Raw genomic sequence first — 17,077 nt, 5'->3', positions numbered from 1 at the left:
CGACGACCAGAGCAAAGAAAAAATCAGGAGAGGGACAAAATGCAACAGGCAAATTCGGTTTCGGCGCGGCTCGATCGTCTTCAAATCTCGAAGGTTCACAAGCGCATCGTTGCCCTTGTTGGCGGCGGCATGTTCTTCGACAATCTCGACATCTACATCGCCGGCGCGGTCCTGGGCGTGTTTCTCTCCAGCGGCTTTTCCAATCTCGATCAGAACGCGTATTTCGTCTCCGCGACGTTCCTCGGCATGTTCCTGGGGACGGGCTGCGCGGGCGTAGTTGCCGACCTGCTCGGCAGGCGGGTGACATTCCAGTGGAATCTGGCGATCTTCGGCCTGGCATCGCTCGCCGGTGCTGTCGCGCCGAACATAGAATGGGTGATTTTCCTGCGCTTCCTTTGCGGCGTAGGGCTCGGAGCGGAAATTGTTCTCGGCTACGGGACGCTAGCGGAGTTCGTTCCACCTCAACAACGAGGACGTTGGGTTTCCACGCTCTCGATGATTTCCAGCATGGGGCTGCTCGTCTCGACCCTGCTGAGTTGGGCGCTCATTCCAGTATTCGGATGGCGCATCATGTTCGTGATCCCAGGGATCGGGGCGCTGATCATTCTCTGGCTGCGTAAGGCCCTTCCCGAGTCACCGCGCTGGCTTGAGGTAAAGGGGCGCATCGCCGAGGCGGACCAGGTCGTTTCGAGAATCGAGAGCGAGGTGCGCGCCGAGCATGGCGAACTGCAAGCTCCGGAGCTTCGGCCACTTGTTGCACCCGAAACCATTTGGCAGCAGGCTTTGGTTCGGCCACTTGTGCTGGGAACGATGATGCAGGTCATCATGTTTGCGGCTCTTTACGGCCTCGTTTCGTGGATTCCGACCTTTCTTCTCAAGCAAGGCATTCCGATCAACCAGAGCCTTGGCCAGTCCGCACTCATGTCGCTTGGTGCGCCGACTGGAGCGTTTTTTGCCAGGCTTTGGGTGGATCGCCTGGGCCGACGCGTGGCCATCATAGGAGGATCACTCGGGGCGGCTGTCATGACCGTATTGTTCGGTCAGGCCAGTTCGCAACTCGTTGCGGTTTGCTTTGGTTTCGCCACCTTTGCGCTGATGTACTTCCTCTTCGCAACGATCCAGGCAGTTTATCTGCCTGAACTGTTTCCAACATCGGTGCGCATGCGTTGCAATGCGGTCTGCGTTGGCATTGCAAGGCTTACAACGGCCGTTGTTCCCTTTGGCGTGGTCTATCTTTTCAATACTTGGGGCGTGGCCGCAGTACTGTCTGCTATTGGCGGGCTGTTTTTCGTGCAGGCGGTCATCATGGGATTGCTCGGACGTGAAACGGCCGGACGTTCGCTTGAACTCGCGACTGAAGCCACGCATCGCGCTTCGCTGGAATACGGGTCCGTCGAGGCTACGGCGGACAAGGCGGTCTCATGAACGGCCGGCTCCCTGACTTCGACATCAGCAACGCGGCCTCGATCCGGAGGGCAGTTCGCATCGGCGGCTATGCCGGCTATACAGCCGGCTTTGCGAGAGAGCGCGTGCAGGCGAACATCTGCATTCTTCCTCGAAGCCATGCAGAGGATTTCCTTCTGTATTGCCAGCGAAATCCACAACCGTGCCCCTTGCTCGCTCGATCGGACGTAGGTGATCCCTATCTTCCCAGTCTGGGAACGGACATCGACATCCGCACAGATGTGCCGCGGTATCATGTCTTCCGCGACGGCGAATTCGTGGAGGAGGTAGCCGACATATCGCACCTCTGGCGCGATGATTTGGTGTCTTTCGCGTTGGGCTGCTCCTTTTCGTTCGAGTACGCTTTGGCCGACGCAGGAGTTCCGCTCAGGTATCTTGATCGCGGAGACGTGGCCGGCGTCTATGAGACCACGCTCGATACGAAGCCTGCCGGCGATTTCCGGGCCAAGCTCGTGGTCACGATGCGTCCGTTTGCAGCCAGAGACGCTATTCGCGCCATCCAGATCACATCTCGCTTTCCAAACGTTCATGGTGCGCCGGTTCACATCGGAGACCCAGGACTGATCGGCGTGGACCTGTCGAAGAGGTATCGCGGGGTCGGTTCGGGAGAGGTGCTCGCAAACGAGGTTCCGTTGTTTTGGGCATGCGGGCTGACCCCGCAGCTCGCGGTGGCCAACGCAAAACCGCCCCTGTGTATTACCCACGCTCCGTCGTCCATGCTCGTTACAGATCTGAGGAATGCGAGCCTTGCTTCATTTTAGAAAGTCCAAAGTCGAGTGAATGAACTATGAGAAACTTCGAGTTGCCCGGACGTTCCGAAGCGTTGGGCGTCAACGGAATGGCTGCCACCACGCATCCGCTCGCCACTCTTGCGGCGATCGACGTGCTGCGCGAGGGCGGCAATGCCGTCGACGCAGCTGTGGCGGCGGGCGCAATGCTGGCTGTCATCGAGCCGACGCAGACTGGCGTTGGCGGTGATTGCTTTGTTCTGCTGAAGCGCGAAGGACAGCCGGTGATTGCGCTCAACGGATCCGGCGCGGCGCCAGCAGCAGTCAGCGTAGGCCGGCTCGCCGAGGCGGGCATTACGGCGCTCGATCCCGAAAGCGCGCATACGGTTACCGTTCCGGGAGCCGTGCGGTCGTGGGCTCGGCTCGTGGAAGACCACGGAACGTTTGATTTTGCGCGGCTCTTGGCACCCGCGATCGGGGCGGCGGAAAATGGCTATCTGGTCACCGAGCGCCTGTCGCGAGACTGGGGCAGGCAATTGCCTAAGCTGTCCCGTCGAACCGCAACGGCCTCCGTCTTTCTTTCCGGAGGCGGAGCACCAGAGCCTGGCTATCTGCACGTTCAACCGACGCTTGCCCGTGCCCTCAAAGACGTCGCCGCAAAAGGGGCGGATGTGTTTTATGAGGGATGGATCGCAGAGAGCATCGTGAAGACGCTTCAAGCGCTCGGCGGCTTTCACACGCTTGATGATTTCGCAGCCTTCAGGCCCCGTTACGAAACGCCGATATCAGCGTCCTATCGTGGTTACGAATTGTGGGAATGTCCGCCAAACGGCTCGGGCGTTGCGGTGCTTGCCATGGCAAGCTTGCTTGATCGATATCATGTCGCGAATTACGCGGCCGTATCGGTCGAACGCTACCACTTGCTGGCAGAAATCGCCCGCATTGGATATGCGGAGCGAGATGCCTTTGTAGGTGACCCTGACGCCGGACCTTCACCGGTCGCGCGCATGACGGCATCGGCACGTGCCGATATCCTGACCAGCCGGATATCGCAGAATTCACGGCTGGTCGACGTCGCCCCTATCGCGATGCCGGAACACAAGGACACTGTGTTCCTATCCGTAGTCGACAAGGATCGCACAGCAGTTTCGTTCATCAACTCCATCTTTGACGATTTCGGTAGCGGAATCGTCGCACCCGAATGCGGTGTCTTGTTACACAATCGTGGCTTCGGCTTCGCGCTTGAACCGAACCATCCGAACACGCTCGTTGGCGGAAGACGCCCGATGCATACGATCCTTCCGGCCATGCTTACTCGCGATGGCGAGTGCGTGCTGTCTTTCGGTGTGACGGGGGGCCATTTCCAGCCAATCGGACAGTTGCAGGTCCTGTCGAACCTGCTCGACTACCAGATGTCCGTGCAGGACGCCATCGATCAGCCCCGCATCTTCGCTCGCGGAGACGTGTTGGATTTTGAGAGGACGGTGCCAGCGAACGTCGTGGAAAGGCTCCGCACGCTCGGGCACCGACCGACGCCGGCGCCCAATCCACTCGGAACTGCCCAGGCGATCTGGATCGATCGACAACGTGGATTGCTAAGAGGCGGGGCGGACCCCCGTCGTGATGGTATCGCACTAGGGTATTGAGAGATCAAATGTCGAGAATTCTGAGCGAACACTTCTCCCTTCAACTCAACCGCAAGCCTGTTCGCCGGGGGGCGTACGGTGAGAACGGACGCGGTGATATCCTCAGCCTCGCAGGCCTCGAACTGGCGCGAAATGAGATTGCCACGTGGCCCGGCTATCGTCCCACCGCGCTGCGGCGTCTGGACGGGCTGGCCCGCGCCGTGGGCGTGCGCACTGTCCTCTATAAGGATGAGGGAGCTCGTTTCGGTCTCGGCAGCTTCAAAGCGTTGGGTGGCGCCTACGCGGTGGCGTCGGTCTTGCAGCGAGAAGTTGAGGCGCGGACCGGTAAGCGTCCAACGACCGAGCAGCTTGCGGCCGGCTTGCTGAAGGAAATGACCGCCGGCATGACGGTGACTTGCGCGACGGACGGAAATCATGGGCGGTCCGTTGCATGGGGCGCCCGCACTTTCGGATGTCAGTGCGTGATCTTCGTGCACGCAACAGTGAGTCAAGGGCGTCGTGACGCCATTGCGGCCTGCGGCGCCGAAGTCCGCGTGGTCGACGGGACCTACGACGAGGCCGTTCGCGAGGCTGCACACGTCGCCGCGAAAAACGGCTGGCAAGTGATCTCGGATACCTCCTACGAGGGATACACTGACGTTCCCCGCTACGTCATGCAGGGATACGGGGTCATGGTGGAGGAGGCCATCGAACAACTGCCGCGCGCCGTGTTGCCGACCCATGTCTTCGTGCAGGGCGGGGTTGGCGGGCTGGCTGCGTCCGTCTGCTCTTATCTGTGGGAGCGCTTCGGGGCGAAGGCTCCCTTGTTCTACGTGGCCGAGCCTGAGACGGCACGGTGCCTTTACCTCAGCGCGGCAGAAGGGCGGCCGACAGCTGACCATGGTTCGCTGGATACGATCATGGCCGGTCTCGCCTGCGGCGAGGTTTCCCTTCTGGCTTGGTCGATTCTCGACTCGGGCGCCGACGGGTTCTTTTCGATTACCGACGCCTCCGCGGCGGAAACGATGCGTCTACTGGCCGAGGGTAGGTACGGCGACAATCCGATCGTCGCCGGTGAATCCGCCGTCGCGGGCCTGGCTGCGGCGCTCTTGGCCGCAGGCGACCCTGACATGCGGCAGGCGGTGAGGCTCACCGAAGACAGCGTGGTGTTGGTCATCGGAACGGAAGGCGCGACCGATCCGGCAGTTTACGAACGGATCGTCGGGAAGGCGCCCGAGCACGTGGTCGCCAACTGGTCGAACACGGTCAAGGAGGAAGAACTCCAATGATGCCCTCCAGTCTAAGCGAAGTTGTAACGCGTGAGATCGACGAAGATCGCGAGGTCCTTGTCGATCTATGTCGCCGGTTGGTGGCGGCGCCGAGCATGAATCCCCCGGGGCGGACGACGGAGGTAGCGAACGAACTACAGACCTTTCTCGCCACGCGTGGCCTGGCGAGCGAACGGATTACCGTCGACGATGACGCTTCGAACGTTCATCTGACGCTGCGTGGAGCGGCGAAAGGGAAGCATGTGGTGTTCAACGCCCACATGGACACAATGCAGCCTGGCGACGAGGCCGCTTGGAGCGTTCCGCGTCTGGAGTTGACGCGCAAGGAGGGGCGTCTTTACGGCCTTGGCATGGGCAATTTGAAGGGCGGTCTGGCCGCGATGGCTCTTGCGACCGCCGTCCTTGCACGGCATCGCGAGCGGCTTCCGGGAACATTGAGTTTTACGGCCGTCTGCGACGAAGTCATGTTCGGCGGACGCGGCACCGAGCATCTGCTCAGCGTTTGCCCGGATCTCGTCGGGGACTTCATGATCAGCGCCGAGGGGCCCGGATTTATGGACTTCGCTGTCGCGGAGAAAGGTCTCCTCTGGGTGGATGTCGAGGTGAAGGCACCGGGAGGGCATTCCTCCCGGGCGCTACGCGGCGAAAGCGCCGTCAGCAAGCTAGCCATCTTTATCGCCCAGGCTGATGCACTCAACGATGTGTTCGCGACCTTGCCGCATGAGCTCGATGGAGCTAGCGGCGGCGAGGGAAACTTGGGGCTTCGCCTGTCTGCCAACGCGGGGGTGCTCCAAGCCGGTGAAGTGCGCAGCCTGATCTCGACATCCGCAACTGCGCGATTCGATTTTCGGCTTCCGCCTGGAATCACTGCTGCGCAGGTCAAGGATCGCCTCCAGAAGATCGCCGACACCCTTCCGGGCATCTGCCTCTCGTATCCGAAGGAGTGGGACGCGAACTGGGAGGCGGTCGATAGTGCATACGCGAAGAGCTTGATTCACGTGATTGGCAAGGTGCGAGGAAAGACACCGCGTTTGGTGGTGCGGCTTCCGGGCAGCGATGCCCGCCACTGGCGGGACAAAGGCGTTCCCGCCGCCTGTTTCGGTCCGCAGCCGACATTGTCGTCTGGAGTGGACGACTATGCCAACGAGCAAGACGTACTCGATTGCGCCAAGATCTATGCGCTTGCGGCCGTCGATCTCATGGGCCTTCCTTGAGAGGACGCGCCTGTTAGCGTCGCAACAATGGAGTTGAAGAATGCGCAGAGAAGCGATCAAGGCCTCGGGGGCTGCTGCAGTCGGCCCATACTCGCACGGAGTCCTGGCAAATGGTTTCATCTACCTCTCAGGCCAGACTCCAGTGGATCCCATCACCGGCCGTCTCATCGAAGGCGGAATTGGGGCTCAGGTACGCCAATGCTTTCGAAATCTCGTAGCCGTATTGGAGGCGGCAGGCCTCTCGCTAGACAGCGTGATAAAGTGCAACGTCTTTTTGACGGATATGGGCGACTTCGCCACGATGAACACGATCTACGGGGAGCACTTCTCTGAGCCCTATCCCGCGCGTACAACGATAGGCGTCGCCTCGCTGCCATTGGGTGCAAGGATCGAGATCGAGATGGTTGCTGTCAGGTCCTGAGAGAATCTGGCCTCACTCAACCAGCGCAAAACATCAGAACCGACATCGCAAAAGCAACGGCCGCCGCCTCCCGGTGGAATTCGACCTCTGGAACCGCAGCACGCAACTGTTCTTGCTCTGCTATCGCCGGTGGAAACAAGAGGTAGGCGACGATCCCAACCCGGGTGCTACTTTGCATGGGGTTGTTTTCGATATTTGGCTGAGCGGCCCGGCAAGGTCGTCAAAAGCATCATGTTGCATTGAACCGGCGTTGCGGGTAAGCAACTGAGATGAAATGGAAATTTTCCGTTGCCCCGATGATGGATTGGAACGAGAGCTCAAGTTTTTCAATCAGTTAGAAGGCTGCGTGTGCATGACGTGTGCACCGGGAGGTCAAGAAAAATCTAACGAAGGTCACCTTCGGCGGAGGGACCAAGGAAGCGGATTGATGTCCGCGAACAAGCGTGAGCGGCGGAGATAGCGACTCGGGCAGCAAGAGCTGGGTCCTGACCTAAAATTTCGGACGTGACCCGCTGTAGAGCCGGACGTTCGGCCGACGCGCAACGCCCCTCGAACATCAGTGAATGCAGGCGGCGTTGTGGGGCACCCTACTTGTGGCTCCATCGGTTCGAGGCGAAAAGCCTTCGAGCGGGCGAAGTGTTAATTGCTGCGTTGTCTTGCTGAACGAGCACCGGCGCTCCAGGCATATGGAAGTGCCTCGCCATTCAACTCGTATGCGCCAATCGCGCGGAGCTTGAAGATCGCGGGATTGTGCGAAGCGATGGTACGTGCGTTACGCCAGTGCCGGTCGATGGCGAGCTTCTCCGAGTTGAGCGAGGCGCCGCCGACCTCGAACAGGATGGTTACGGCGTCGAGCACCAGCTTGATGACAGTCGTCTGCGCCTGTGCCGCCGCAAGTTCCGAGGCATCGAGCTGCTGAGGGTCCTGGTGGCGGCCATCAAGCGTCCGCGCGAGCTCGTCGACCGCGGCGAGGACCGTTGCCCGCGCGCCAAAGGCCGCGCTGAGGAGCTGGCCGATGACCTGCTGCACCAGGGGATCGTTGCGTGGCAGGTCGGCGACGGCATGGGTGAATGTGCGCGTTCGTGTCTGGATCCAGCCGCTCGTATCCGCCGCGGCGCGCTTCGCAATCCCTGCAAGCGTGGCAAGCAGGATCAGCTGAACGTGGGCGGTACCAAACACCCGGCCTTCCGTCCCATAGCCTGGACCGATGATCCGGTCGGGGGTGACCGTGACATCCTTGAACTCCGCGGTGCCGCTTGCCGTGAGCCGCTGGCCGAAGCCGTCCCAGTCGTCCGCAACGCTGACGCCTGGCTGGCTGGTGTCGATCAGAACGGTCACTCGTTTGCCGTCCTGGTCGGCCGCGACAAGAAGGTGATCGGCGTAGAGTGTGCCGGTCGTGTAATACTTCAGCCCGTTGAGCCGCAGCGCGGCACCCTCCGATGTGACAGCGGTCCGGTAGCGGTCGACCGCGCCAAGGCCCGGTTCGGTAACGGCGACACCGACTAGCGCGCCGTTCGCGATGGCGCCGAGCCATCGCGCCTTGATTGCCTCATCCTTGTTCAACCGCAAGTCTTCGACCAGGTTGAAGTGCGCCCGCAGCGCCTGTGGCAAGTTGGAATCCGCGGCCGCGAGCTCGATCAGCAACTCGAATGTCTGGCGGAGCGTTGCACCGAGCCCTCCGAACTCGATCGGCACGCGCAAGGCTCCGAAGCCGGCCTCCTTCAACAGTCTGATCTCTTCGATCGGCAGCGTGCGATTTCGTTCGCGTGCTACCGCACCTGCCGCGATCGTCTCAAAGATAGGAGCGAAGCGCTGGTGAAGGTCGTCGTCGCCGATGTTCGGTATGCCGGGATGAATCGTCATCGTGCTGCGTCCGCTCGTTCTATGGGTCCTTGAATGGACCGGCTCTATCGCTCCGAAGAATAGTCCGCGCGCCGACGAGAGCCAGACTGAATTTCCGTTCGGATACAGCATAATCGTTTGGAGCAGTTGGATGCGAGAAGAAAGATCTGTCGCGCAAGCCTCCCGTTCAATGTTCCGTCAAGCGAAGCCTGTCGCAGATTGAGATTGCGATGTCTGCGGTTATGTCAAACTCGAAACAAGTTACCTCCATGACGCGAGATCTGCGCAGGGGCGCGAGATCGAATCGAAGCGAGTTGTCGCCGCGGCATCGTTCGACCGTTCTGCATCGCCGCGCCCCTGATGTCAGGTTGGATTAAGCCAAGAGTGAGTTTTTCATCTCGCAGCGAGATGCGACGAAAGATGCGTCTCGAAAGGGATTGATAAACGCAATGGACGATTGATCGCGTCTTGTGGCGAGATGTCGCGCGAATGAGCCAACGGTGTCGTGCTGAGCGACGCAACGGAGATGTGTGAATGGCGCGACAGATCAGGTTCAATGCGTTCGACATGAATTGCGTCGGCCATCAATCTCCGGGTGTCTGGGCGCATCCGCGAGATCGTTCCTACAAGTACAAGGATCTCGATTATTGGCAGGATCTCGGGCGAACGCTGGAGCGAGGGATATTTGACGGCATCTTCATCGCCGATGTGATCGGCTACTATGACGTCTACAAGAACTCCCTGTTCCATGCGCTGGAGCAGGCAGCGCAGATCCCCGTGAACGACCCCTTGCAACTGGTCGCGCCGATTGCCCTCGCAACCGAGCATCTCGGCATAGGCATCACGGCATCGACCTCATTCGAGCATCCCTACACTTTCGCGCGCAGGCTCTCGACCGCGGACCATCACAGCAAGGGGCGTGTCGGCTGGAACATCGTGACCTCGTATCTGGAGAGCGGCGCCAAGAACATCGGCCAGGGCGGGCTGCGCCGTCACGACAACCGGTACGAAGTAGCGGCCGAATATACCGAGGTGCTCTACAAGTTGCTCGAGGGCAGCTGGGAGGAGGGGGCCGTTCTGCGCGATGCCGGGAAGCGGATATTCACCGACCCTTCGAAAGTGCACGAGATCGCGCACAAGGGAAAATACTTCGAAGTGCCGGGCTATCATCTCTGCGAACCGTCGCCGCAGCGGACGCCGGTGCTGTATCAGGCCGGTGCATCCGGCGCCGGCAAGGCCTTTGCTGGCGGGCACGCCGAATGCGTGTTTGTCGCCGCTCCGATCAAGCCGGTTCTGAAGTCCTACGTCGCCGAGGTGCGGCGGCTCGCGGCCGAAGCCGGCCGCGATCCGCGCAAGGTCCTGACCTACAATCTGGTCACGGTGATCGTCGATGAAACCGACGCCAAAGCCGAGGCAAAGTTCAGGGAGTATCAGCAATACGCCTCCTATGACGGCGCGCTGGTGTTCATGTCCGGCTGGAGCGGCATCGATTTCGGGCAGTACGCGCCGACCGATCTGGTCAGGAAAGTCGAGACCAATGCGATCGTTTCCGTCGTCGACAATCTCGCCAGTGGCAGCAAGTCCTGGACCATCGAGGAACTGGCGCGCTGGGGCGGTATCGGCGGGCTCGGCCCGGTGTTCGTCGGTTCGGCGTCGACGGTGGCCGATATCCTGCAGCAGTGGGTGGAGGAGACCGACGTCGATGGCTTCAATCTCGCTTATGCGGTGACGCCGGAGACCTTCGAGGACGTTGTCAATCTGCTGGTCCCGGAGCTGCAGAAGCGTGGTGTCTATCCGACCGGCTATCATCCCGGCACTTTGCGGGAGAAGCTGTTTGGAGATGGCCCCTACCTGCCGTCGAGCCATCCCGCTGCGGCCTATCGCGACATTGAGGCCGTCAAGCGCCGCGAGCGCGAGGCGGCCGGTGTCGCTTCGCGGCAGCCCGTCGAGGCGTAATGAACAATGGCCGAACCTATCCTGCAGCTGCGTGACGTCTCGCTGTCGTTCAAGGGGATCAAGGCGCTCAATGCCCTCAGTTTCGATGTGGGACGCGGCGAGATCTGCGCGCTGATCGGTCCGAACGGGGCCGGCAAGAGCTCGTTGCTCAACATCATCAACGGGGTGTATCGGGCCGACGGCGGCAGCATCACCTTCAATGGTGAGCAATTCGTCCGTATTCGACCGGCGCAAGCCGCGCATTTGGGTATTGGCCGCACCTTCCAGCACAACGCGCTGTTCCGGCACCTCAGCGTCCTCGACAACGTGCTGGCCGGACTGATCCGGCATTGCCGCTCCAGCATGGTCGAGCATGCCTTCGGTATCGGCCGTGACCGGCGCGAGTCGCGCGAGTTCAATCGGCGGGTTGATGAGATCGTCGCCTTTCTGGACCTGAGCAGGCACCGCGACAGAGTGGTCGCGACGCTTCCTTACGGCGTTCAGAAGCGGGTCGATCTCGCGCGTGCGCTGGTCGGAGGGCCTGACTTGCTGCTACTGGACGAGCCGATGGCCGGGATGAACCAGGACGAAAAGCAGGAGATGAGCCGTTTCATCCTTGAGACCAATGCGCGCCTCGGCACCAGCATCGTGCTGATCGAGCACGACATGAGCGTCGTGATGGGGCTCTCGCATCACGTGGTCGTGCTCGATTACGGCCGTAAGGTCGGCGACGGCCCTCCGGAGCAGGTGCGCAAGAACCCGGACGTGATCGCCGCCTATCTGGGCACGGCACATTGAGGTCCAGATGAGCTTCTTCGTTGAAACGCTGGTCGGCGGCTTGCTTGCGGGCGTCATGTACTCGCTGGTCGCGATCGGATTCGTGCTGGTCTTCAAGGCGTCCGGCGTCTTCAATTTCGCGCAGGGGTCGATGGTGCTGTGCGCGGCGCTGACTTTCGTCACTTTGCGCGACAAGGGCCTCGATTTCTGGCTTGCCGCGCTGATCACGCTTTCGGTGATGGTGGCGCTCGGAATCGCGGTGGAACGCGTCGTGCTGCGGCCGTTGGTCAACCGGCCGCAGATCACGCTGTTCATGGCGACGCTGGGTGTCTCCTTCGTGATCGAAGGCGTCGCGCAGATCGTGATGGGCGCCAGCGTGCACGAACTCGATCTCGGCATCGTCGATACGCCGATCGAGATCGGCGGCGTCCAGGTCAGCCAGTTCGACCTGGCGGCGGCGGGCACGGCCGGCCTTCTGGTGATCGCGCTTTCGATCTTCTTCAACAAGACGCGCGTCGGGATCGCATTGCGTGCGATCGCCGACGATCCCCAGGCCGCGCTCTCGATCGGGATCCGGCTCCAGACGCTGTGGCAGATCGTGTGGGGCGTTGCCGGCTTCGTCTCGCTGATTGCAGGTCTGCTGTGGGGCGCGCGCCAGGGCGTGCAGTTCGCGCTCACTCTCGTCGTGCTCAAGGCATTGCCGGTGCTCATCATCGGCGGCTTCACGTCGATCGCAGGCGCGATCGTCGGCGGGCTGATCGTCGGTGCCGGCGACAGCCTTGCTGAAATCTATCTTGGAAGCCTGCTCGGGGGCAGCGTGTCGACCTGGTTTGCCTATGTGCTCGCGGTCGCCTTCCTGCTGGTTCGTCCGGCCGGCCTGTTCGGCGAAGCGCCGATCGAAAGGATCTGATGCATGTCTGCGATCGGCACCGACGCCATCGAAGGGTTTAGTGCGGCTGATAACACCGCGCAGGCGACGCGGGATCGGCTGCGTGTCGGCGCTGCGGTGCTGCTGCTTGCGGCACTGTTCGGCATTCCGCTGGTGGCCAACGACTATTGGCTCAATGCCGTCCTGATTCCATTCCTGATCATGTCGCTCACTGCGCTGGGGCTGAACCTGCTGATGGGCTATGCCGGTCAGGCCTCGCTCGGCACCGGCGGGTTCATGTCGGTCGGTGCGTATGCGACATACAATCTGTTGCTGCGCCTGCCGGAGTTGCCGCTGCCGGTCAGCCTGCTGCTCGGCGGCATCATCTCCGGGCTCGTGGGGATCGTCGCCGGGCTGCCGAGCCTGCGGATCAAGGGCTTCTATCTCGTCGCATCGACGCTGGCGACGCAGTTTCTGCTCGAATGGCTGTTCAATCAGTATGGCTGGTTCTCGAACTATTCGACCTCCAGCTCGATCTCGGCGCCGCGGCTTGCGATCTTCGGCCATGATCTCTCGAACCCGACCGGTCGCTATTTCCTGACGCTGGCCACCGTCGTCGTCGTCACCGTCGTCGCGACGCGGCTGGTCCGCAGTCAGACCGGCCGGACCTGGATGGCGATCCGTGACATGGATACCGCGGCTGCGGTGATCGGCATTCCAGTATCCGCGGGAAAGCTGAAGGCGTTCTTCGTCAGTTCGCTGGTGATCGGAATCGCGGGGGCGCTGTGGGCCTTTGCCTATCTCGGCACGGTCGATGCGCGCAGCTTCAACCTGGATCGTTCGTTCCAGGTGATGTTTGCGATCATCATCGGCGGCATGGGCAGCATCAGCGGCAACTATCTGGGCGCCGCCTTCATGATCTTGCTGCCGATCCTGCTCGATCACCTCGGTGGCGGACTGTTCGGAGGCGCGGTCGATGCCGGTCAACTCGAAAATCTTCAGAAGGCGTTGTTCGGCGCGCTGATCGTCTGGTTCCTGATCAAGGAACCGAGAGGGCTCGCAGCGCTGCTGTCGCGCGCATGGACGCAGCTGACCTCGCGCGTCGACCGTTAGCAAGCAGCGCAATCATCATCCGTGGGTGTGAGGGACACGCACGGCCAAACCTGAATTCTGCATCAAATGGAGGGTAAGCAGATGTCTTTGCTGAAACGGAAACGGATCATAACCAAGGCGATCGGGCTGGCGGCAGTCGTTCTGTCGGCAGCCGTCGGCGCCGGCGCGTCGGCGGAAGAGGCGAAAACACAATACTTCCCGCTCGCGACGTTTCGCGTCGGCGCCTACGCATCGAGCGGCATTCCGGTCTGGGCCGGCGAGATCGATTATTTCCGCTACATCAACGAGGTCGAAGGCGGCATCAACGGCATCAAGCTGGTCTGGGACGAGTGCGAGACCAACTGGGAAGTCGAGAAGGGCGTCGAGTGCTATGAACGGGTGAAGGCGGGCAAGAACGGTTCGCCGGTGCCGATCTTCCTGCCGCATGGCGATCCGATTTCGAAGGCCCTGACCGAGAAATCGGTGGCCGACAAGATTCCGCTGGTCACGATCGCCTATGGCCGCACCGAGGCGATCGACGGGCGGGTGTTCCCGTACAGCTTCCCGGTCGTCTTCAGCTTCTGGAGCGAGGCTTCCTCGGCGGTCAATTTCATCGCCGAGAAGGTCGGCGGCAAGGACAAGCTGAAAGGCCTCAAGATCGCGACCGTCTATCATGACTCGCCCTACGGCAAGGAGACGCAGGTCCCACTTGCGCATCTTGCCAAGACCTATGGCTTCGTGGACATCCAGATTCCGGTGCCGCATCCCGGCAATGAACAATCGGCGCAATGGGCCAAGATTCGCCAGCTCAAGCCGGACTGGGTGTTCCTGCGGGGCTGGGGCGTCATGACGCCGGTTGCGATCAAGACCGCCGCCAAGGTCGGCTTTCCGGTCGATCACATCATCGGCGGGATCTGGTCGGGCTCCGAGGAGGACGTTCGTCCCGCTGGCGCCGTGGCCAAGGGCTATCTCGCAATCACGCCATTCCCCGCCGGCGCGAATTTCGAGATCCATCAGAAGCTCAAGAAGCACATTCTCGACAAGGGCCTCAGCGATCTCAAGGACCCGAAGAGCTTCGGCTCGGTCTACTACAATTCCGGCGTGGACGAGGCAATCGTCGCGGTGGAGGCGATCCGGACCGCGCAGGCGCATTTCGGCGTGCGGCCGATCAATGGCGAGGAAGCGCAGTGGGGCCTCGAGCATCTCGACCTCTCCGAGGAGCGCCTTGCGGAAATCGGCGCCACCGGTCTTCAGCAGCCGCTGAAGCTCTCGGCAAAGGACCACGAGGGCGGTGGCGCTGGCAAGGTGCTGCAATGGGACGGCGAGAAGTGGAACGTGGTGTCCAACGGCTGGGTGAAATCCGACCGGGAGTTGCTGTTGCCGCTGATCTATGAGCGCGCCGCCGCCTACGCCAGGGAAAAGGGCATCACGCCGCGCGATGCAACCAACTGATATTACCCTGAAGGATCGCTGAAGGGATCGGCATGACCACGTCGAAGTTTCTCGAAGTCGATAACATCGAGGTCCTCTACAGTCAGGCGATCCTGGCCTTGCGCGGCGTCTCGCTCAGGGTCGAAGAGGGATACATCGTTGCTCTTCTCGGCGCCAATGGCGCCGGGAAGACCACCACGCTGAAGGCAATCTCGAACCTGCTCGGGTCCGAGCGCGGCCACTTGAGCCGTGGGTCCATCACGTGGCGCGGCGAGATCACTGGAACGCTTGACCCCGCCGACCTTGTTGCCAGGGGCGTGGTCCAGGTTCTCGAGGGCCGCCACATCTTTCACCAGCTTACGGTCGAGGAGAATCTTCTCAGCGGCGGGTTCGTGCGCAGGCCGAGCCACCGTGAACTCACCAACGACCTCGAACGCATCTACAACTGGTTTCCAAGGCTCAAGCAGCGCCGTGGCGTGCGTTGCGGCCTGACCTCGGGCGGCGAGCAGCAGATGGTTGCGATCGGGCGTGCGATGATGACGCGCCCGACCCTCGTGCTGCTCGACGAGCCATCGATGGGCCTCGCGCCGATCATCGTGGAGGAGATTTTCCACATCATCCGTGATCTCAACAGGAACGAGGGCGTCAGCTTTCTGCTGGCCGAGCAGAACGCCCATCTCGTTCTTCAATTTGCCGATCACGGCTACGTGCTCGAGAACGGCAGGGTCGCCGCATCAGGCACCGCGGCTGAGCTCGCCGGCCGGGACGACGTTGCCGAATTCTATTTGGGGACCGCGGCCGCGGGATCGGCCGCCGCGGAGCCGATCCAAACCCCGGTCGCATGAGCAGGAGCAGCGCGTCATGGCAATTCGTTTCGGATATTGGATGCCGCTCGGCAGTGGCGGTTTCGTCATCAGCAATGTTCCGCAGCGTACCGACTGGACGCTCGACTACAATGCTGCTCTCGCCCGCGAGGCTGAGGAACTCGGCTTCGAATATGGCCTGGCGCCGGCGCGCTTCATCGCGAGTCATGGCTGGGAGTTGCAGCAGGAGGCCATCACCTGCACGGCAGTGCTCTCCGCGCAGACCTCGCGGCTGAAGCTGATCAGCGCGATTCACACCGGCTTCTGGCATCCGGCCATGATCGCGAAGGTGGGCGCCACGATCGACGTCTATTCCAAGGGGCGGTTTGCAATCAACATCCTCACCGGCTGGTTCAAGGATGAGTTTCGCGCCTTTGGCGAGCCCTGGCTGGAGCATGACGAACGATATCGCCGCTCGGAAGAGTTCATCCAGGTGCTCAAGGGCCTCTGGACACAGAACCGTTTCACCTTCAAGGGCGACTTCTACAGCATCAATGATGCCTGGTTGAAACCGCGGCCGATCTCGCAGCCATACCCGGAGATTTTCCAGGGCGGCAATTCCAAGGCCGCGCGCCGCATGGCCGCAAAATATTCAGATTGGTATTTTCTCAACGGCACCACGGTGGAGGGTGCCAAGCAGCAGATCGAGGACGTCCGCGCACTGGCCAAGGCGGAAGGCCGCACCGTCAAGTTCGGGCTCAACGGCTTCATCATCCAGCGGCCGACCGAACGGGAAGCGCTGGAGCAGCTCGAAGCGATCATCGCCGGCGCCGATCCCGAGATCGTTCAGGCCTTCGCCGACCAGGTCAAGCAGGCCGGCGCATCGACTGCGGAGAAGATCGGAATGTGGGCGGATTCGAGCCACGCCAACCTGGTCCAGCCCAACGACGGCTTCAAGACCCGCCTGTTCGGGCCGCCTGAGCTGATCGCCGAGCGCATCCGTGCCTATGAGGCGATCGGCGTCGACATGATCCTTTGCGCATTCCTGAATTTCACCGACGAGTTGCCGGCGTTCGGCCGCGAGGTGATTCCGTTGTTGAATTCGGCCAACGCCAGCCGGACCCACGAGCATGAGCCTGCTTGAACCTGCCGATCAAGCAGGCGGCGCCTCCCGATTTGTCGATCTGAAGAGTTAGCCTCGGTATCCCTCGCGGGCATTGGTTGTTTCTTGGGTGGCCTCTTTGGCGTGAGTTAGCTCAAATTGGCCCATCATGGATTGGAGCGAGAGCTCAGGTTTTTCAACCGGTTAGGAGGCGGCGTGTGCACGACGTGTGCACCGTGACATCAAGAATAATCTCACAACATTCAACGTAAGCAGGCACGCTAGCGCACCACGGTCGCGACTGCCGACAGCGCTACACGTGAGCCACGTCGAGGATCGACGCCGTTAATTTTGGCCGAGATGATCGGCTGGGCATGAAAGCTGCGCGCCGTCCATGGCGGTCGGAGCTACAAGACGACCAGGCTGACTAGCGCAAAAGTTTTCCCACCGTGATGAGGACAGCTTCGGCCCGGGAAGGTCTGCGGG

Annotated in this window: 14 protein-coding genes; 13 read left to right on the top strand and 1 reads right to left on the bottom strand. The window is 61.4% G+C overall.

The window, feature by feature from the left end; translation table 11 throughout:
• The first annotated feature begins 39 nt into the window (after positions 1 to 39).
• The 6 genes from JQ616_RS34800 (at position 40) to JQ616_RS34775 (ending at position 6,741) form a co-directional block, all read left to right on the top strand.
• Positions 40 to 1,425 (top strand): MFS transporter, encoded by a 1,386-nt coding sequence (locus JQ616_RS34800; protein WP_212022679.1) that lies wholly within the window; start codon positions 40 to 42, stop codon positions 1,423 to 1,425.
• The gene (locus tag JQ616_RS34795; RefSeq protein ID WP_212022678.1) at positions 1,422 to 2,225 is read left to right on the top strand and encodes a putative hydro-lyase; all 804 of its coding nucleotides are present in this window, start codon (positions 1,422 to 1,424) and stop codon (positions 2,223 to 2,225) included. The genes JQ616_RS34800 and JQ616_RS34795 overlap by 4 nt, the downstream gene beginning before the upstream one ends.
• A 77-nt stretch (positions 2,226 to 2,302) precedes the next feature.
• On the top strand, positions 2,303 to 3,838 hold the full coding sequence (gene ggt / locus JQ616_RS34790) for a gamma-glutamyltransferase (RefSeq protein ID WP_249137649.1): 1,536 nt from the start codon (positions 2,303 to 2,305) through the stop codon (positions 3,836 to 3,838).
• An 8-nt stretch (positions 3,839 to 3,846) separates the two neighbouring features.
• A complete protein-coding gene (locus tag JQ616_RS34785; protein WP_212022676.1) occupies positions 3,847 to 5,106 on the top strand; it encodes a diaminopropionate ammonia-lyase in 1,260 nt (419 codons plus the stop codon).
• Positions 5,103 to 6,320 carry a M20 family metallopeptidase gene (locus JQ616_RS34780; RefSeq protein ID WP_212022675.1) on the top strand — a complete coding sequence of 406 codons (1,218 nt, stop codon included), beginning with the start codon at positions 5,103 to 5,105 and terminating at the stop codon, positions 6,318 to 6,320. Before JQ616_RS34785 ends, JQ616_RS34780 begins: the two co-directional genes overlap by 4 nt.
• 40 nt (positions 6,321 to 6,360) lie before the next feature.
• On the top strand, positions 6,361 to 6,741 hold the full coding sequence (locus tag JQ616_RS34775) for a RidA family protein (protein WP_212022674.1): 381 nt from the start codon (positions 6,361 to 6,363) through the stop codon (positions 6,739 to 6,741).
• Between the two features lie 639 nt (positions 6,742 to 7,380).
• Here the strand turns inward: JQ616_RS34775 and JQ616_RS34770 are convergent.
• Positions 7,381 to 8,604 carry an acyl-CoA dehydrogenase family protein gene (locus JQ616_RS34770; protein WP_212022673.1) on the bottom strand — a complete coding sequence of 408 codons (1,224 nt, stop codon included), beginning with the start codon at positions 8,602 to 8,604 and terminating at the stop codon, positions 7,381 to 7,383.
• Between the two features lie 513 nt (positions 8,605 to 9,117).
• Here JQ616_RS34770 and JQ616_RS34765 point away from each other — a divergent pair.
• From JQ616_RS34765 to sfnG, 7 genes are all read left to right on the top strand, one after another.
• Complete coding sequence (locus tag JQ616_RS34765) at positions 9,118 to 10,539, top strand: LLM class flavin-dependent oxidoreductase (RefSeq protein ID WP_212022672.1); 1,422 nt, start codon at positions 9,118 to 9,120, stop codon at positions 10,537 to 10,539.
• Between the two features lie 6 nt (positions 10,540 to 10,545).
• Entirely contained in the window at positions 10,546 to 11,316 is a 771-nt protein-coding gene (locus tag JQ616_RS34760) for an ABC transporter ATP-binding protein (protein WP_212022671.1), read from the top strand.
• A 7-nt stretch (positions 11,317 to 11,323) separates the two neighbouring features.
• On the top strand, positions 11,324 to 12,205 hold the full coding sequence (locus JQ616_RS34755) for a branched-chain amino acid ABC transporter permease (RefSeq protein WP_212022670.1): 882 nt from the start codon (positions 11,324 to 11,326) through the stop codon (positions 12,203 to 12,205).
• A 3-nt stretch (positions 12,206 to 12,208) separates the two neighbouring features.
• The gene (locus JQ616_RS34750) at positions 12,209 to 13,276 is read left to right on the top strand and encodes a branched-chain amino acid ABC transporter permease (RefSeq protein ID WP_212022669.1); all 1,068 of its coding nucleotides are present in this window, start codon (positions 12,209 to 12,211) and stop codon (positions 13,274 to 13,276) included.
• Between the two features lie 81 nt (positions 13,277 to 13,357).
• On the top strand, positions 13,358 to 14,707 hold the full coding sequence (locus JQ616_RS34745; RefSeq protein WP_212022668.1) for an ABC transporter substrate-binding protein: 1,350 nt from the start codon (positions 13,358 to 13,360) through the stop codon (positions 14,705 to 14,707).
• Positions 14,708 to 14,739: 32 nt separating this feature from the next.
• Positions 14,740 to 15,531 carry an ABC transporter ATP-binding protein gene (locus JQ616_RS34740; RefSeq protein ID WP_212022667.1) on the top strand — a complete coding sequence of 264 codons (792 nt, stop codon included), beginning with the start codon at positions 14,740 to 14,742 and terminating at the stop codon, positions 15,529 to 15,531.
• A gap of 16 nt (positions 15,532 to 15,547) precedes the next feature.
• Entirely contained in the window at positions 15,548 to 16,633 is a 1,086-nt protein-coding gene (sfnG, locus tag JQ616_RS34735) for a dimethylsulfone monooxygenase SfnG (RefSeq protein ID WP_212022666.1), read from the top strand.
• The last annotated feature ends 444 nt before the right edge of the window (positions 16,634 to 17,077 follow it).

It is taken from the genome of Bradyrhizobium tropiciagri (assembly GCF_018130545.1).
Lineage (GTDB): Bacteria > Pseudomonadota > Alphaproteobacteria > Rhizobiales > Xanthobacteraceae > Bradyrhizobium > Bradyrhizobium tropiciagri_A.
The sequence above is the reverse complement of the archived record's forward strand: the minus strand, read 5'-3'. Positions and strand labels throughout refer to the sequence as shown.

Excerpts from the sequence above, each read along its gene's own strand:
- JQ616_RS34800 (WP_212022679.1), top strand. The coding sequence starts at position 40 with ATGCAACAGGCAAATTCGGTTTCGGCGCGGCTCGATCGTCTTCAAATC.
- JQ616_RS34795 (WP_212022678.1), top strand. The coding sequence starts at position 1,422 with ATGAACGGCCGGCTCCCTGACTTCGACATCAGCAACGCGGCCTCGATC.
- ggt (WP_249137649.1), top strand. The coding sequence starts at position 2,303 with ATGGCTGCCACCACGCATCCGCTCGCCACTCTTGCGGCGATCGACGTG.
- JQ616_RS34785 (WP_212022676.1), top strand. The coding sequence starts at position 3,847 with ATGTCGAGAATTCTGAGCGAACACTTCTCCCTTCAACTCAACCGCAAG.
- JQ616_RS34780 (WP_212022675.1), top strand. The coding sequence starts at position 5,103 with ATGATGCCCTCCAGTCTAAGCGAAGTTGTAACGCGTGAGATCGACGAA.
- JQ616_RS34775 (WP_212022674.1), top strand. The coding sequence starts at position 6,361 with ATGCGCAGAGAAGCGATCAAGGCCTCGGGGGCTGCTGCAGTCGGCCCA.
- JQ616_RS34770 (WP_212022673.1), bottom strand. The coding sequence starts at position 8,604 with ATGACGATTCATCCCGGCATACCGAACATCGGCGACGACGACCTTCAC.
- JQ616_RS34765 (WP_212022672.1), top strand. The coding sequence starts at position 9,118 with ATGGCGCGACAGATCAGGTTCAATGCGTTCGACATGAATTGCGTCGGC.
- JQ616_RS34760 (WP_212022671.1), top strand. The coding sequence starts at position 10,546 with ATGGCCGAACCTATCCTGCAGCTGCGTGACGTCTCGCTGTCGTTCAAG.
- JQ616_RS34755 (WP_212022670.1), top strand. The coding sequence starts at position 11,324 with ATGAGCTTCTTCGTTGAAACGCTGGTCGGCGGCTTGCTTGCGGGCGTC.
- JQ616_RS34750 (WP_212022669.1), top strand. The coding sequence starts at position 12,209 with ATGTCTGCGATCGGCACCGACGCCATCGAAGGGTTTAGTGCGGCTGAT.
- JQ616_RS34745 (WP_212022668.1), top strand. The coding sequence starts at position 13,358 with ATGTCTTTGCTGAAACGGAAACGGATCATAACCAAGGCGATCGGGCTG.
- JQ616_RS34740 (WP_212022667.1), top strand. The coding sequence starts at position 14,740 with ATGACCACGTCGAAGTTTCTCGAAGTCGATAACATCGAGGTCCTCTAC.
- sfnG (WP_212022666.1), top strand. The coding sequence starts at position 15,548 with ATGGCAATTCGTTTCGGATATTGGATGCCGCTCGGCAGTGGCGGTTTC.